Source organism: Acidisoma silvae (assembly GCF_020618775.1).
GTDB classification, from domain to species: domain Bacteria; phylum Pseudomonadota; class Alphaproteobacteria; order Acetobacterales; family Acetobacteraceae; genus Acidisoma; species Acidisoma silvae.
On sequence record NZ_JAESVB010000001.1, the window covers coordinates 167,038 to 183,136 of the forward strand.

16 protein-coding genes and 1 other RNA gene are annotated in these 16,099 nt (G+C 65.2%); 7 read left to right on the plus strand and 10 right to left on the minus strand.

Annotated features, from left to right (window positions below):
* The first annotated feature begins 56 nt into the window (after window positions 1-56).
* From ASILVAE211_RS00760 to ASILVAE211_RS00775, 4 genes are all read left to right on the plus strand, one after another.
* The gene (locus ASILVAE211_RS00760) at window positions 57-407 is read left to right on the plus strand and encodes a RidA family protein (RefSeq protein ID WP_227319378.1); all 351 of its coding nucleotides are present in this window, start codon (window positions 57-59) and stop codon (window positions 405-407) included.
* Window positions 408-756: 349 nt separating this feature from the next.
* Entirely contained in the window at window positions 757-1,704 is a 948-nt protein-coding gene (locus tag ASILVAE211_RS00765; protein ID WP_227319379.1) for a CHAP domain-containing protein, read from the plus strand.
* A gap of 201 nt (window positions 1,705-1,905) precedes the next feature.
* The gene (locus ASILVAE211_RS00770; RefSeq protein WP_227320099.1) at window positions 1,906-2,349 is read left to right on the plus strand and encodes a TspO/MBR family protein; all 444 of its coding nucleotides are present in this window, start codon (window positions 1,906-1,908) and stop codon (window positions 2,347-2,349) included.
* 89 nt (window positions 2,350-2,438) lie between these two features.
* Window positions 2,439-3,152 carry a hypothetical protein gene (locus ASILVAE211_RS00775; protein ID WP_227319380.1) on the plus strand — a complete coding sequence of 238 codons (714 nt, stop codon included), beginning with the start codon at window positions 2,439-2,441 and terminating at the stop codon, window positions 3,150-3,152.
* Window positions 3,153-3,188: 36 nt separating this feature from the next.
* Here the strand turns inward: ASILVAE211_RS00775 and mscL are convergent, their stop codons facing one another.
* Window positions 3,189-3,698 (minus strand): large-conductance mechanosensitive channel protein MscL, encoded by a 510-nt coding sequence (gene mscL, locus ASILVAE211_RS00780; protein ID WP_227319381.1) that lies wholly within the window; start codon window positions 3,696-3,698, stop codon window positions 3,189-3,191.
* A gap of 144 nt (window positions 3,699-3,842) precedes the next feature.
* Between mscL and ASILVAE211_RS00785 the strand changes: the two genes are divergently transcribed.
* On the plus strand, window positions 3,843-4,331 hold the full coding sequence (locus tag ASILVAE211_RS00785) for a hypothetical protein (RefSeq protein ID WP_227319382.1): 489 nt from the start codon (window positions 3,843-3,845) through the stop codon (window positions 4,329-4,331).
* Window positions 4,332-4,393: 62 nt separating this feature from the next.
* On the opposite strand, the gene ASILVAE211_RS00790 is transcribed toward ASILVAE211_RS00785, so the two are convergent.
* The 7 genes from ASILVAE211_RS00790 to thyX all read right to left on the minus strand — a co-directional run bounded on the left by ASILVAE211_RS00790 (window position 4,394) and on the right by thyX (window position 14,493).
* Entirely contained in the window at window positions 4,394-4,849 is a 456-nt protein-coding gene (locus ASILVAE211_RS00790) for a hypothetical protein (protein ID WP_227319383.1), read from the minus strand.
* Window positions 4,846-5,379, minus strand: coding sequence for a hypothetical protein (locus ASILVAE211_RS00795; RefSeq protein ID WP_227319384.1), 534 nt, complete (start codon window positions 5,377-5,379; stop codon window positions 4,846-4,848). The genes ASILVAE211_RS00790 and ASILVAE211_RS00795 overlap by 4 nt, the downstream gene beginning before the upstream one ends.
* Before the next feature lie 78 nt (window positions 5,380-5,457).
* A complete protein-coding gene (locus tag ASILVAE211_RS00800; RefSeq protein ID WP_227319385.1) occupies window positions 5,458-6,336 on the minus strand; it encodes a transglutaminase family protein in 879 nt (292 codons plus the stop codon).
* Between the two features lie 14 nt (window positions 6,337-6,350).
* On the minus strand, window positions 6,351-8,855 hold the full coding sequence (locus tag ASILVAE211_RS00805; RefSeq protein WP_227319386.1) for a circularly permuted type 2 ATP-grasp protein: 2,505 nt from the start codon (window positions 8,853-8,855) through the stop codon (window positions 6,351-6,353).
* Window positions 8,856-8,893: 38 nt separating this feature from the next.
* On the minus strand, window positions 8,894-12,307 hold the full coding sequence (locus ASILVAE211_RS00810) for a transglutaminase family protein (protein WP_227319387.1): 3,414 nt from the start codon (window positions 12,305-12,307) through the stop codon (window positions 8,894-8,896).
* A 197-nt stretch (window positions 12,308-12,504) separates the two neighbouring features.
* Complete coding sequence (locus ASILVAE211_RS00815) at window positions 12,505-13,422, minus strand: protein-L-isoaspartate O-methyltransferase family protein (protein ID WP_227319388.1); 918 nt, start codon at window positions 13,420-13,422, stop codon at window positions 12,505-12,507.
* Window positions 13,423-13,539: 117 nt separating this feature from the next.
* Entirely contained in the window at window positions 13,540-14,493 is a 954-nt protein-coding gene (gene thyX / locus ASILVAE211_RS00820) for an FAD-dependent thymidylate synthase (protein ID WP_227319389.1), read from the minus strand.
* 6 nt (window positions 14,494-14,499) lie between these two features.
* On the opposite strand from thyX, the gene ssrA reads away from it, so the two are divergent.
* Window positions 14,500-14,821, plus strand: a transfer-messenger RNA (tmRNA) gene (gene ssrA, locus ASILVAE211_RS00825).
* Between the two features lie 144 nt (window positions 14,822-14,965).
* A complete protein-coding gene (locus ASILVAE211_RS00830) occupies window positions 14,966-15,493 on the plus strand; it encodes an SspB family protein (RefSeq protein WP_227319390.1) in 528 nt (175 codons plus the stop codon).
* A 15-nt stretch (window positions 15,494-15,508) separates the two neighbouring features.
* Here the strand turns inward: ASILVAE211_RS00830 and ASILVAE211_RS00835 are convergent, their stop codons facing one another.
* Both ASILVAE211_RS00835 and ASILVAE211_RS00840 read right to left on the minus strand, forming a co-directional pair.
* Complete coding sequence (locus tag ASILVAE211_RS00835) at window positions 15,509-15,838, minus strand: BrnA antitoxin family protein (RefSeq protein WP_227319391.1); 330 nt, start codon at window positions 15,836-15,838, stop codon at window positions 15,509-15,511.
* Entirely contained in the window at window positions 15,798-16,097 is a 300-nt protein-coding gene (locus tag ASILVAE211_RS00840) for a BrnT family toxin (RefSeq protein ID WP_227319392.1), read from the minus strand. The genes ASILVAE211_RS00835 and ASILVAE211_RS00840 overlap by 41 nt, the downstream gene beginning before the upstream one ends.
* Between the last annotated feature and the right edge of the window lie 2 nt (window positions 16,098-16,099).

The following is a 16,099-nucleotide window of genomic DNA, read 5'->3' on the forward strand; positions in this document are numbered from 1 at the left end:
AGGTCGGGCGGGCACGCAACCGCCGCGCGCTTCGTTCTCACCTCCGAGGATTTCTCATGAGCAAGATTCTCCGCACCAATGCCGGCCCGATCCTGTCGGCCGCCGTCGAATATCATGGCTTCGTCTATCTCCAGGGCTGCACCGCCCAGGACCTGGACAAGGACGTGACCGGCCAGACCGAGGAAGTGCTGGCACAGATCGACGAGCTGCTGGAATTGCATGGCACCGACAAGACCCGCCTGCTGACCGCCCAGATCTGGCTGAAGCACATCGGCGACCGCCCTGCGATGAATGCGCTGTGGCAGGCCTGGCTGCCGGAAGGCCTGGCCCCGGCGCGCGCTTGCGTCGAAGCCAATATGGCCGACGACAAGCACCTCGTCGAAATCATGGTTACGGCCTGTAAGTAACTATCGTCGCGACCCGGAGCCGCCCGTCACGGGCCTGGCTCCGGCCCTGCCGCGCGGGTGCTGACCAGGCCTCGCCTGGCATCGGGCGGATTTCCGCCAGTTTTTCCCATTCGTATCGTTTTGCTGCACTGCACTCGAATCTAAGAGTTGCAGAAGCCACCGGGCTGCCCGAACCATGTCGCAGCCTACGGAAAGGCAATTTTTAGGACTTTGATCCTAAAACACCTCACGCTCTGTAGCGAAATTCGACTAAAACGCGTCTTGACATGCATTTTTGTCGATCTGCGGTTGTCAGGGAAACACGGCTCCGTTACCCCGGTCTCACGAACTGCTGAAGACACTTAAACGGATGGCCCGTGAACCGATGCAGAGTTTAGCCCGCAAAGTCTGTGTTTTTGCATCGTTTTTGATTGCGGGCTCATCGCTGGTTACCGTCTCGGCTTTCGCGCATACCCAAAAAGTTGATCACCATCTGCATGCTTCGGCGTCGCACAAGCATGCGACCCATATCGCCAGCGCCAAGACCCACGGCCGCACGGTTGTCGCCCATAACGCCCATCACCATGGCACCGCCGTCGCATCCGCGAGCGCGCACGGCCATGCGATGAAGGAGCGGGTGGTCTATACCTACCGCCGCCACGGCAAGCTGTACACCCGCGCCATCTGGCGGACCCGCAATACGGTCGCGCTCTACGGTGACGGCGTCTATCACCATGGTTACCTGGAATGCGTGCCCTATGCCCGGCAGGTGTCCGGCATATCGCTCTCCGGCAATGCCTTTACCTGGTGGAATGAGGCTGCGGGCCGCTACGATCGCGGCCAGTCCCCGGCTGCCGGCAGCGTTCTAAACTTCCGGGCCAATGGCCGCATGCGCCTTGGCCATGTCGCGGTCGTGCAGGAAGTGGTCAATCGCCGTGAAATCCTGATTACCCAAGCCAATTGGGGCGGCCCCGGCTTTGTGCGCGGCGGCGTCTCCTCCGATATCTCGGTCGTCGACGTCTCTCCGAATAATGACTGGACGGCGGTGCGCATGGCGCTCGGCCATTCCGCGACCTATGGCTCGGTCTACCCGACCTATGGCTTCATCTATGCGCATGGCGCACCGGCAACTCTGATGGCCGCCAATAGCCCGGCGCCGCAGATCGCACTCGGTGATCGTGCGCCGGCGGATCTGCGCAGCGTGGCAGAACGCCGCTCCGACAAGGCGCTGTTCACGCAGAGCGTGCAGTTTGCCGCCGCTCCGGCTTTCGACGGCACGGCGATTGCCGCCAGCGCGCCTGACCGCAACCTGCGCTGACCCGCGATCACGGCGGATTGTCCTGACCGCCGGTCGGCTCCCGCCTTCGACCGTCTTCCAAGCTTCATAATCGCCCCCTAAGCTCCTTGCCGTCGGCATCGAGCAGGGAAGGGGTGTGTCTTCCGTAATTCGCAGCAATCCGGCGGTGGTCACGGCAGTGGCAGCCAGATTCTGGGCCTGATCGGATTCGTCGGACTGTCGCTGCTCGTTCAGGCGGCAGCGTCCGGCGTCGCCGGTCATGCTGTGAATCATTGGTATCTGTCGCTGCGCCAGCCGCCCCTGACGGCGCCTAATGCCGTCTTCGCCCTGTTCTGGCTGTTGGCCGATCTCAGCCTGGGCCTATCCGCCTGGGTCTTGTGGCGGCGCTTGGACCCCTGGCGCCTCAGCCCGCGCGCGGCATTGCGCCTCTGGGCTTGGGAAATCGCGCTCATCGCCCTTTGGGCGCCGGCCTTTTTCGGCCTGCATGCGCCGGTGGCGGGGCTGGTTGTCCTGTTGCCGCTGTTCGGCACTGCTTCTGCAACGGCCTATGCTTTTTGGTATCGGGATCGCCTTGCGGCCGCTTTGTTACTCCCTTCTCTGCTCTGGCTCTGCTATGGAGCCTATCTCAATGTGGGATTTTGGTGGCTGAACCCTGCCTTCGGCTGATAAGGCCCGCAGCGGACGCCATCATAACGCGAAAGACGGCACAGTCCCTTGGGGCTTCCGCTTTCCCGGACGGAGCAGACGATAAAGATATGACCAGTCGGATCATTACGCGGGTTGTGCCCGGCTTGCTCATGGGCCTTCTCGCGACGGCCGCCATGCCGGTTCACCACGCCATGGCCCAGGCGGCTCTGCCTTCGCCAAATTCCATGGGGCCCGTCGTCCAGGGTGGCAATGGCGGTCCGGCGTCGCAGCCATCCGTCGCCGGTCTGCCCGGTGCCCGTCGTTCCGGTCCGGTCAACCAGGGCACGGTCGATGCCACCCTGCTGTCGCCGAATGACGAACTGTTCGACAGCATCAATCGCGGTGACCTCACGGCCGCGCGTGACGCATTGTCGCGCGGCGCTGACCTCGGCGCCACCGACGCGGTCGGCCAGACCCCGATCGACCTATCCGTCTCGCTCGGCCGCAATAGCATCACCTTCCTGCTCGTGACGCTGATGCATGCCGGTGGCGGTGACATTACCGACGCACAGGGGCCGATGGCCGAGCCGCCGGCCAATACGATCGGGCTGAGCTCGAAAGACCAGAAGGTCGTCAACACGCCGGTCGGCTTCTTCAGCGCGCCGGCCACCGCTGCCGCGACCGCCAAGACAACCGGCAAGCAGAAGCATTATCAGACGGTGGCGGCCCATCCCGCGACGCAGACCGGCAGCTTTGCCGAAAGCGCACCGGCCTATTCCGGCGGCTCCGGCTCACCCAATGCCGCTGCTGGCTTTGTCGGCTTCGGCCCCAGCGCGCAGTAAGCGCGCCGGCAGCCTTGGCCGGTTAGCTGGGGCCGTTCAGTTCGGGTCGATCAGCTTCGGGCTGACGACCGCCGGGGCGGCCAAACCGTCCTGAGCCTTCAGAAGATCGCGGATTTCCGTCAGCAGCAATTCGCTCTGCGTCGGTGCGGGCGGTGCGGCCGGCGCTGCCTCGGGCTTGCTGTGCAGCTTGGAGATCACCTTCACCAGCCAGAAGATGGCGAAAGCCACGATCACGAAATTGATCACGGCATTGATGAAGAGGCCGAAATTCATCGTCACGGCGCCGGCCTTCTGGGCGTCGGCCAAGGTCGCCGCATGCGGACCCTTCAGCGTCAGGAACAGATTGCTGAAATCGATACCGCCTACGATCAGGCCCAGAATCGGGTTGAGGATATCCTTCACCAGGCTGCTGACGATGCCAGTGAAGGCCGCGCCGATGATGATACCGACCGCGAGGTCGATAACATTGCCCCGCATGATGAAAGCCTGAAATTCCTGCACCCAGGCTGGGCGTTGCGGCAGGCCCTTAAGGTCGAATTGCGCCATCGAATCCTCCGTTTTCCGTGCGATGCCCTTGCCGGGCGACGAGTTGCGTGACTTCCTGAAAGGTTCGATCCCATTCGGATTACTCGACAATGGGGCTCGATTGGACGATGGGAAGAGGCAGATCCCAACCTTAGAAGGGTCAGCATGACACGCAAGCTCACCATCAGTTCTAGTCTCGCCCTGGTCGCGGTGAGTTTTTTAACGGCCTGCGGGTCGAGCAATCCGGGCCGCACCTCCGGCGGCGTCGCGACGGGGGCCGGAACCGGCGCCGCGATCGGCATCATCGGCGGTCCGATCGGCATCGTCATCGGCGCGGCTGTCGGTGCGGGTGCTGGCGCGCTGACGGCCACCAATACGACGCCGCAGCAAGTCAATCTGGGCGATCCGCTCTGGGCGCGCAGTCACCCGGCGCCGGCCGTTCCCAGTTCGATGCCGGTGGCGGGGGGCAATGCCTATAGCGGCATGGCGGCGCCGCAGCCTTTGTCCAGCGGCGGGCCTGAGCCTTATCCGGCCGGACAGCAGGGCTATGGGCAGCCGTCACCGGGCGCGCAGCCCCTGCCGCAGAGCGGGCCTATTCAGAGCCAGTCCCTGGCGGCGCCCGGCGCCGGCCAGCCGACCCAGCTTTCTCCATAAAAAAAAGCGGCGCGCCTCACGGTCGAGGCGCGCCGCTTTCCGGTCAGGCGGGATCGACTCGCTTATTGGGCCGGCGGCAGGATCGGCGGCTTCGTCAGGTCGCTGCCCGTGGGCTCGGCCAGATCGGCCGGCGGCGGCGTGATCGGCTGGCCGGTGGCCCCGGCCTGCGGTGTCGCGGTGATGCTCCCGACATTGGCCGGCTGTGTATCCAGATGGCGCATGCAATCCGTCATCACATCCTGACGCTGATGCTCGATCGCCAAGGCGTTGGTCGAATTGGGCAGGGTGGAGGTCGCGGCAAAAGGCGAGCTGCTGGGGTCGCTCTGCGCCAGCGCGTCGGCATTGGCCTGCGTCACCACCTGATCGGCGATGCGGTGGCAGGTGTCATATTGCGACTGCTCGCTGCGGGACTGCTGCGGCGCTGCGGCGCAGGCGGCCAGCAGGCCCAGCGGCAGGGCCAGAACGGCCAGGGTGGCGGCGCTCTGTCTGAGGCGGCGGGAAGCGGAAGACGGGCTCATGCAGAGACTCCAGTAAAGGTCTGGCCGCCGTCGCGGTCGGAAAACCGCGCAGGCAGGTTGCGGCGAAGGGAGGCGTCATCGAAGCGGGCGTCGTCGGTCAGGTCGGCACGCGCCGCTGCTCGCATCAGCGCACGGTCGACCCTGGCGCCATCTCGTTTCGATGACAAATAGAGTTTGGCCCAGGGGGCCGTCGCCAGAATATGCACCAGCGCCAGCAGGCGCAGGCAGAGCGAAATGCCGCCGAGCGTGGCCAGATCGGCCACGTCATCCACGGCGCCGGCCCAGCAGCGGGCATCCCGGTCGATGACGTCGAAATCAGCGATCTGGCCGTCCGAGGTCGGAAAGCGGAAGCTGCGCTGCGCCCCCCAATTGGCGGAAAGCGAATGCGCGCGGGCAGCCTCCCAGGCGGCTTCCAAATCCTTCAGCGGCACCGGCGGCATGGCGGCAGGCGGCACGGCGACGCGATAGAGAACGTGGTCCGGGCCATTGTCACGCATTTCGACGGACGAGGATGGGTATTCATCAGCCATAAGCCAGAATGCCCCGGCTTGAGGTTCCGCGCCAGCATCGCGCGGCCTGTCCCGCAAAAACCTGCCTTGCAAGCGTCCTCAATCCTCAAGCGGCTCAAGATCGACCGAGACGTCGAGGCCATGCGGGCCACCGCCGAGAATGATGCCGCGCAGGGGCGACACGTCGCTGAACTCCCGGCCCCAGCCCAGCACCACATGCTCGTCTTGCACGATGATATTGTTGGTCGGGTCCAGGTCGACCCAGCCGAGGCCGGAGCCGAGCCAGGCGCCGACCCAGGCATGGGACACATCGGCGCCGACGCGGCGCGGCTGGCCCGGACGCGGATAGGTGCGGATATAGCCCGATGTATAGCGTGCCGGCAGGCCCAGGCTGCGCAGGCCCGCGATCATGAGATGAGCGAAATCCTGGCAGACGCCGGCTCTCTGCGCCATCACGCGGGCGACCGAGGTGGTGATGGTCGTGCTGAAAGGCTTGAAGGCGAAATCCCGCTTGATCCGGGCATTGAGTTCGATGAGCCCGGCCAGGATCGGCCGTCCCGGAGGAAAGGACTGTGCCGCATAGGGGCCTGCACCCTGGTCATTGGGCACCAGGGGACCGGCGAAGGTGAATTCGGCCGCTTCCCAGGCATCGCGTCCACCGGCCGCCGCTTCGGCCGCCACCTGTTCCCAGGGTGGCGTCGATTCCGGTTCGGGCGATTTGGGGAAGGCGACGTCGATTTCGGAAATCGCCGTCACCTCCAGCCGGTCATGCGGCTCCTCGATGAAGATCCATTCGACGCGATTGCCGAAGTGGTCGACCGCGCGAGCGGTGCGGGCCGGCATCGGATCGCAATGAATGGCGACGCCGCTGACCTGCTGCCAGGGCAGGGTGCGCGGACTGAGATGCAGCATATGGCTCGCAAGATCGACCTGCTCGTCATAGCTGTAGCTGGTAGTGTGGCGGAGTTTGAAACGCATGGGTGATGGGCCGATCAGGCCGCGCCGCGCATCAGCGGGGCTTCGTCTTCCTGCTCCACGCCGACGGCGCGGGGCATCGGCAGCAAGGCGAAGTAGCGGCGGAAGATGAGGTCGGACAGCGCGCGGATGCCGTCCGCCTGCGCACGCAACTGGCCCGGCACGGACGCAAGGGCGGCCGCGTTTTCCTGGCCAGCGACGACATCGGCGACAATGGTTTGCGTCGCCTGGAGCAAGGCTTCCGCTTGCGCGGTCACACGCTCGTCGCCGCCGTCACCGATGCTGCGCAGCAGGCGCGTCAGCGTCTGCAACTGGAAGGCCAGCGCACGAGGATTGCTGTCGTCGGCAATCACCAGATCCAGCACAGGCCCTGCCTGGAGCGTCGTGAAATAGCGGCTGCGATAGGTAATGGCCGAGTCGCAGATTTCCAAAGCCAGCCGCAGGCCCAGTTCCCAACGAGGTTCCGGCTGATCCAGCACGATGGCGAGGCTGTCGGCGGTCAGCGTGGCGCGTTCCACCCGGCGGCCCATGTCCAGAAACAGCCAGCTGCCGCCGCGCACCATATTTTCGGCGGCAAGGCCGGAGACGACCGTCGAAAAGCGTTGAATGCTGGCCATGGCAAGGGCCAGCCCGTCCAGCTTGCCGCCGCTGGCCGCGATCTCGTCGGTCGCGGCGCGCAGCATATGCATGAAGGCCGCATACATCTCGCCGGTCAGCCGGTCGCGCACCAGGGCGGTCAGCCGTCCGGCCTGGGTCAGCAGCCGGCCGATGGGGCCGATTTCGCGCGTCATGGCCACGATCATGGCGGCGGTCGGCGCACTCTTGCCGGCTTCACCGCTGTCGTTGAGATGCGAGGCGGCCAGACAGGCGTCCAGCAGCTGAAGTTCCAGATGTTCGCGTGGCATCGGCGGATTGCGGCCAAGGCGCAGGATAATGCCGCGCGTCAGCCGCGCCGCCGTTTCCAGCCGTTCGATATAGCGGCCGAGCCAGAACATATTGTCGGCCGTGCGGCTGGGCAATTCGCCGAAGGTGCGGCGGATGGCAAGGCTTGCCTGCGGCACGACGGCGGGACCGACGATGTTTTCCATCCCCTCGGCCAGAACCCAGACGTCTTTCGAGATGCCACGCGCGGGCAACTGGCCGGTCGGCTGGCCCGGCTCCAGATGTCGCGCCAGGCCCCCCGGCATGGCGTGCCAACGGCCGCCGCTTTTGACCAGGAACAGACGCAGCACGATGGGCTGCGGCACCAGTTCATTGCCGCGGGCGCAGGGCGCCAGAGAGGGCGAGGTCGCCCGCATCGCCGCGTAATCCTGCGGCTGGGCCGCGATCTTCCTGAACAATTCGGCCCGTTCGGCCGGATCCATGTCTTCCGGCCGCCACAGTGTGACGCTGCCGCCCGAGGCCGGCAGGAAATGCCATTCCGTCCGCTCGGCCTCGACCCGCGCCCGCGCCGCGGCGTCACCCAGCCACAGGGTCTCGACATTGGGCAGCAGCAGGTCTTCGCCCAGGAAGTGCCGGGCCAGACCGGGCAGGAAATGCGGCATCGCCGGCGCTTCGGCCAGGCCGGAGCCAGGATGATTGACCACCCGCACGGTCCCGGCGCGCACCGCGTCCATCAGGCCGGGCACGCCGAGCAGGCTGCTGGAATTGAGTTCCAGCGGGTCCAGCATCCGGCCGCTCATGCGCCGCAGGATGACGTCGATGCGATGCAGCCCGTTGAGCATCTTGAGATAGACGATGCCGCCGCGAATGGTCAGGTCGCCGCCTTCCACCAGGCTACAGGACAGTTCCTGGCTCAGCAGCATATGTTCCAGCCATTGCGGGCTGCCGGGGCCGGGCGTCAGCAGCGCGACATTGGGATGCGCGCGGCCGGGCGGCGCGGCCTGGACCAGCGCATCCTGCCAGAGATCGAAAAAGGGCCGCAGCGGGCGGATCTGCACCGAGCGGAACATCTCCGGCACGACGCGCGACAGGATGCGGCGATTTTCGCGCGCCATGCCGGCACCCGCCGCACCCGCCGTGCGGTCGCTCAGCACGCGCCACCGGCCGTCCGGCGCGCGAATGAGGTCGGCGGCGTAGAAATTGAGCTTGGGGTGATCGGCCGTCGGCTGGGTATGGCAGGCGCGCAGGAAGCCGCGATTGTTGAAGATCAGCGCGGGTGGCAGCAGGCCCTCGGCCAAAACCCTTTGCTCGCCGTAAACATCGCCCAGCAAGGCCTCGAACAAGGTCGCCCGCTGGCTCAGCCCCTCTTCCAGTTCCTGGAACTCCCGCGCGGCGAGCGGCAGCGGAATGGGATCGCAGCGCCACAGGCTGTCGCCCTCGTCCGCGCCACTGGCCGGCGCGCCGGGCAGGATGCTGCGGACGCCTTCGTCCTCGAAGGCCTGATCCAGCCGCCGCTGGCGGTTGGCAAGGCTGTCCGACAGCATCGACAACCCACCCAGCACCGCGCGCCAATGAGGGCGGACATGGCGCGTGCCATCCACCATCTCATCAACGCCGTCGCGGAGGCCGGAGAGGTTCATCTCGTCGCAGTCATGGTTTCGATGCGCTTATGGCCCGTTCAGGCGAAGCCGCGCAAATCCAGACTGCGGGGATGTTCCCGGCCCGTCCATCCGCGCGGTTCCGGCATCGGTCCCGCGCTATGGCGATTGACGCTGAAGCGCGAGCGGCGGCGGGCTTCGGCCTCATTCGCATTGACCGGAAAGCGGTCGTAGCTGAGGCCGCCGGGATGGGAGACGTAATGGGTCAGGCCGCCAAGCGAGCGGCCGCTCCAGCGGTCATAGATGTCGAAGACCAGCGGCGACTGGGCCTTGATCGTCGGGTGCAGGGCGCTCGGCGGGTTCCAGGCCTTGAAGCGCACGGCGCCGACATATTCGCCCGAAGTGTCGGTCGCATGCAGCGGCACGGCAATGCCGTTGCAGGACAGGATGAAGCGCTCGGCCACCCAGCCGGTCACCTTGGTCTGCAACCGTTCGGCGGAGCTGTCGACATAGCGCACTGTGCCACCGGCCGCCGGGTCTTCCGCCAGCGTGTGCCAGGGTTCCAGCGCGTAGGTCAGTTCCAGCTCCGTGCCGTGAACGGCAGTCGTGCCGATGACCGGGAAGCGAAACTCCACATGCGGGGCGAACCATTCGGCTGGGATGGGAAAGCCAGTATCGCCGAGGTCGCGCATAGCGTCGCGCAGATCCTGCTCCACGTAATGGCGTAGCATGAACTCGTCATGCAGGCGCGCGCCCCAGCGGATGGTCGGCCGCTCATAGGGTTTCTGCCAGAAGCCGGCGATGGCCGAGCGCATCAGCAGCACCTGAGCCAGGGACATCTGCGCATGCGGCGGCATTTCGAAGGCGCGGAATTCGACCAGGCCGCGGCGGCCGCCGATGCCTTCGGGCGCATACATCTTGTCGATCGAGAATTCCGTCCGGTGGGTATTGCCGGTCATATCGGCCAGGACATTGCGGAACAGCCGGTCGGTCAGCCAGGGCGGCGTTTCCTTGAAGGGGCTGACCTGGCTGAAGGCGATGTCCAGCTCGTTCAGACTGTCCATGCGTGCCTCGTCGATGCGCGGATGCTGCGAGGACGGGCCGATGAACAGGCCGCTGAAGAGATAGGAGAGGCTGGGATGGTTCTGCCAGAAGCCGAGCAGCGACTTCAGCAGATCGGGGCGACGCAGGAAGGGGCTTTCGGCCACTTCCATGCCGCCCATGACAACGTGATTGCCGCCGCCGGTGCCGACATGGCGGCCGTCGAGCATGAATTTCTCGGTCGCCAGACCTTCTTCACGCGCGATCTCATAGAGCTGCTCGGTGCGTTCCACCTGCTCGGCCCAGGTCGCGGCGGGATGGACGTTCACCTCGATGACGCCGGGGTCGGGCGTGACCGAGAAGCTTTGCAGGCGGGAATCGGACGGCGGCTGATAGCCTTCCAGGAAGACTTTGCGGCCCATTTCCTCGGCGGTCGCCTCGATGGCGGCAGCCAGGTCGATCCAGTCTTCCGCCTCATACAGCGGCGGAAAGAAGACATGGATCATGCCGTTGCGCGCTTCGATCGCCATGGCGGTGCGGACCAGCCCGCTTTCCTCCCGGCCGACACGCGGACGCTCGCGGTCCCAGTCTGGGTCTTGCAGAACCGGCCGGCCCGGAAGCGCGCCATAGCCGTTGGCACTCGCGCTGCCGGGGCCGTAGCCGGCAGCGCCATAACTTCCCCCTGCACCGAAAGACCCATAGGGGTTGCCAATGCCGGCATCGACGGGAAGGCGGAACTGCCGGTCTCGGCGCGGATGCGGGGGCAGGGCGGTGACCGGCGCGAAGGGGTCGCGCGCCGTCTCGTAAGGCAGGTGTGACGGATCGGCCCAGGGCAGGCTTTCCAGCGGCAGGCGGAAGCCGACCGGGCTATCGCCAGGGACCAGGAACATCGGCCCGTCGCGGAAAAACCACTTGCCGCTTTCCCAGCGCAGATTTTCCCCATCCACCACGCGGCGCAGCGGCAGGACCGAGCCGACCGAGGACGACAGGCCATGGCCATAGACGCGGGCCAGGCGCGCGCGCTCCAGCGGGTCGCGCAGCTTGGCGTCTTCCACGATGACATTCGCGGGCAGGCGCTTTTCCCGCCACAGGAAGTAGTGGATGTCCTCGTAGGCCGGGATGACCAGGGCCGGGTCCACGCCCAGCCGCTCAGCCAGCAGGGCCGCGAATTGCGCGGCATCCGCCGGGGTTGCGTTGTCGGTGTCGTCGTCGGAAGCAAGCAGGCCAGGGTTGAGCCAGACCGGCTCGCCGTCCTTCCGCCAATGACAATGCAAGGCCCAGCGCGGCAATTGCTCACCCGGATAATGCTTGCCGAGCCCGTATTGCAGCGCGGCCCCCGGCGCCCAGAGCGGGGCGAGGCGGCGCAGCAGCCGGCCGGCCATGCGGCGCTTGGTCGGGCCCAGCGCGTCGATCGTCCATTCATCGGCATCGAAATCGGAGGCCGAAACGAAGGTCGGCTCGCCGCCCATCGACAGCCTGACGCTATTGGCGGCCAGCGCGCGGTCAACGCGAGCCCCGGCGCGCAGGATTTCCTGCCAGGTTGCCTCATCATAGGGCTTGGTCGTGCGCGGCGTCTCGCTGACGCGCATGACTTTCATCTCGAAATCGAAACTCGTTTCGCATTCCTCGATCAGGCCCGAAATCGGCGCGGCGGAAGCGGGTTCGGGCGTGGCTGCCAGCGGAATATGGCCTTCGCCTGCCAGCAAGCCGGAGGTCGCGTCGAAGCCGATCCAGCCCGCGCCCGGCAGATAGACTTCCGCCCAGGCGTGCAGATCGGTGAAGTCGGCGGTCGGACCTTCCGGCCCGGTGACGGGCTTCTGGTCGGCGACCAGCTGAATGAGATAGCCGGAGACGAATCGCGCCGCGAAACCCAGATGGCGCAGCAGATGGACCAGCACCCAGGCACTGTCGCGGCACGAGCCGGTGGCCTTGGCCAATGTCTCTTCCGGCGACCAGACGCCGGGCTCCATACGCACGATATAGGCGATGCGGCTGGCCAGCATCTGATTGATCGCGACCAGAAAATCGACCGTCTTCTGCTTTTCGCGCGGAATCGCGTCCAGCAGTTGCTGCAATTCCGGGCCGGCCGGCGCCAGCTTGCGGAAGGGCGCCAGTTCCTCGGTCAGAACCGGATCATAGGCGAAGGGAAAAAACTCGGCCTCGGGCTCGATGAAAAAGTCGAAGGGATTGATCGTCGCCATATCGGCTACGAGATCGACCTGGACCTCGAAATTCTGGACCTTTTCGGGGAAGACAACGCGGGCCTGAAAATTCCCCTGCGGATCCTGCTGCCAGTTCAGAAAATGCGGCTCGGGCGAGATTGTCAGCGAATAGGACAGGATCGGGGTGCGGCAATGCGGCGCAGGGCGCAGCCGGATGGTCTGCGGACCCAGATTCACCAGGCGGTCATAGGTGTAGCTGGTACGGTGCGTCAGCGCAGCGTGGATCGACATCTGGCGGGCTCTTCCTCGCGTTCGGGCAGGGCGGGCGGTGTCTAACTCTGGTTAGCGCGATGATGCTGCCTGACAACGCCAGCCGGGTCGATGGCTGGTTGACGCTTCGCGGGCAATAAATGTGATCTTGCCACGCAAATGAAATGATCGGGCGCAGGCTCGACTGCCTATGCCCGATCATGGTCAGGCCGGTCGCGTCAGGTCGCTTTCGGCTGCTTCTGAATGGCGCCGGTCATCGGAATGAAGAAGACGCCGACATCGCGGCGGGAATGGATCTTCCCGTTCTCGTCCTTGTGATAGACATACAGGATCTGGCCGCGCTTGAAGGGCTGGCCAATGGGAATGATGGCCTTGCCGCCCGGCTTGAGCTGCTCGAACAGCGCCGGCGGCGCGAATTCGGCGGCGCAGGTGACGATGATGACGTCAAACCCGCCCTTCACCTCCGGCCAGCCGTAATAGCCGTCGCCGACACGGGTAGTGACATTGTCATAGCCCAGCGGCTTGAAGATATGAGAGACCGCCTTGCCCAGGGGCTCGATGATTTCAATCGAATAGGAATGGTCGACGATGCGGGACAGAAGCGAGCTCTGGAAGCCGCTGCCGGTGCCGATTTCCAGCGACACCATGCCCGGCTTCGGGGCCAGCAGCTGCGTCATATAGGCCTGGCCAAGATAGTCCGAGAGCGCGGAGCCCCAGCCGATGGCCCAGGGCTTGGGCTGGGCCTCATAGGCTTCCGACGGTGCCGCCAGGCGCTCCTGATACATGTAGTGGTAGTATTCGCGCGGCACCTGCTGGAAGGCGGCCAGGACGGCCGGGTCGGCCGAGCCGAAATGCTGCGTCAGATAGCTTTTGATGAGCGCCATGGCGGCCGGCTTGCGGGCCTGGATGGCGTCGAATTCACCTTGCGAAATGGTGGTCGGGCGACCCGATTCGGCCATCGCCTGGGTGTAGCGGGCCAGCGTCCAGGGCTGGCCCTCGGTTTCCGTGCCCGTCACCGCCGGCGCAGCCGTATCCGCGAAAGCGGGGAGCGCCGGCAAGGCGAGCCCGGCGGCGGCGCCCGCCAACAGGGCGCGGCGGCCAAGCAGGTTGCTGGTGGAGTCGATCATCTTGGCCATGGTGGCCTCCGTCACATTCGCGCAGGCTGCATGGTCTAAACCGGCCGAAGGGTCAACGACCCTTGCCGTGTCGCATTGAAGGTTTCACGACCCTGTGGCGAAACCTCCACGCTGGCGTCAGGCCGTTGCGGCCGGACTGTCCGTTTCGAGGCTTGCCATCATTTCCCGCCACTCGCGGACGGAGAGGCCGCTGTCGGCCTGCGTCACCGCTTCGCCCGCCAGCATGCGGCGCAGCACGGCCAGCATGGGACCGGAGAAGGTGGTGGCCCCCATGCGGTAGTCCAGAAAGGCCTGATGCGCGACGGGAACCCAGGCCGCCACGATATCCAGCATCGCCTCGGCATAGACGCGGATTTCGTATTGCGCGTGGCTGTCGGCGCGCAGCGACAGGAAGTGGAAGAGGTTGTGAAGATTGGTCTTCCAATACCATTGCGTATAGGCATTCAGCGTCAGGTTCATGCGCGCCAGTTCGCGGGCCAGGCCCTGCCGCTCGGGGTCGGCCGGCTTCTCGGCGCTGCCCTCGTTCAGCATCCATTCGTAATTGTCGTAGGAGCGCTCGGCATCCGACCGCAGCAAAGCCAGCACGCGGGCGGCTTCCTCGCCTTCCAGGATCGCGTCGCGGCCCTGGCGATTGAGGGTGGACTGCGCGGCGAGTTGCGCGGGTTCGGGGATATAGAATTCCCGGTCCATGACGGAATAGCGCGCCGAATATTCGTTCACGCTGGCCATGCGATGGCGGATCCATTGTCGCGCCACGAAGATCGGCAGCTTCACGTGGAACTTGATGTCGCACATCTCGAAAGGTGTCGTGTGTCGGTGGCGCATCAGATAGCGGATGAGGCCGGTATCCTCGCTCACCTTCTTTGTGCCGCGCCCGTAGGAGACGCGCGCCGCCTGCACGATGGCATGGTCGTCGCCCATATAGTCGATGACGCGGACGAATCCGTGGTCGAGCAGCTTCACCGGCTGATAGAGGCGCGCTTCCAGGGCCGGCACGGTGGCCCGCAGTGTGGTATGCGTCGCCTCCGGAGCTGCGGGGATCGCGATGGTCTGGTCTTCGCTGGCGCTCACGGTAAGCCTCTTCTCTTCACTCATCCCGCGCCCTATATTCGATCCGCTGGCCCTGTGGCCAGATATGGCGATAAACGGTGCTCGGAATAAGCGTAGTGGACCCGGGGGCAGTACCCGGCGCCTCCACCATCACCCCAGGCTCGCTTGGGGCTCATGGGGGCGAAACAGGCTCGACACGCGCGGTAAAGGTACATCTTTTGCTCGGCATGATACCGCCGTTATCGGGTCATTTTACAAATGCCAATGATAACCATGAGGCATTCGCTATCGCTGCGTAAGCAGTGACAAGCGCGGTTCGGGGGGCACCGGGCAACAGAAGCCCCCTATTCAAACGCAACATAGCGCCTAAATTCGATAGGTTGTTCTCAGGTGCTATGGCCCTCCCTGGCCGCACGCGCTATGCGAACCTGTGGAGGCCGCGTTCGCGCAGCCGGGCGGGCCGCAGGGCGCCGCTGATGTGGAGACGAATTGCGTGACAGACGAGCCGAGCGACCCGCCCCCGAGCCTGCTTCCCTATGACGGCTGGTTTGAAGAGGCGCAGCGTCAGGTGGCGCTGCGTGCGCTGGCCTTCGCCGCTGAAAACGGGCTGCCCGGCGCCCATCATTTCTACCTGACCTTCCGCACCGATTATCCCGGCGTTCTCATTCCGTCGCGCCTTTCGGCCCAATATCCGGAAGAGATGACCATCGTCCTGCAGCACCAGTTCTGGGATCTCAAGATCGACGAGGACGAAGTGGTGACGGTCGGCCTGTCCTTCTCCGGCATTCCCGCGACCCTGGTCATCCCGTCCGGCGCCATTATCGGCTTCGCCGACCCGCATGTCCGCTTCGGCCTGCGCATGCAGCCGCGTGCGCTGGATGATGACGACGAGATGCTGATCGACGAGGACGCCGAAGGCGAGGCGGAGCCTGACGACGCGCCGGTTGTTCCCGAGGTTTCCGAGACGCCGCAGGTGGTCAGCCTGGATGCCTTCCGCCGCCGCTCGCCGCCGAAGGAATGACGCAAAGCGGGCCTTTCAGGCCCGCTTTTTCGTCTGATCCTGCACGAAGGCCCGCAGCACGGCATTGATGCGCGTCTGGTAACCCGGTCCCTGGTCGCGGAACCACTGCACCACGTCCTGGTCGATTGGCATCAGCGGCCGGTCACCGATGCCCGGCATTACGATCACGGCACTCGTCCAATCCGGGGATAGATCAGCCCAATCAGGATCGTCCGCGAGGATTCGTTCCAGTTCATCATCGGTCATTGCCGCGACGCGGGCGAAGTCTGATAGGGTCTCACCCCGGGCCCGCATCTCCGCGAGTTCAGCGGCCGTGTAACGCACGATATTTTCGTCGTTCGCCATGATGTGACCTCCTGAAAGAAATGAGCCGGATGCTGCTCTGCCGCGTCGTGAAAACCGCAGTTATGGGCTTTCCATCGATCGTCCCAATCGCAAGCCAGCGTCTCTCATTTCCTGTCGTCCGCGCTTCTATCCGCACATGAAAAGCCAAAAACAGCATATAGGCATCGGCAAAGTCGAGGCCGTGCTTTGCGAGATTGCTGAGCCTTTTCGCTTCGTCCCACTCGAAATCCATCGGTGCCTGCGTGCCGACCGCCTGCAATT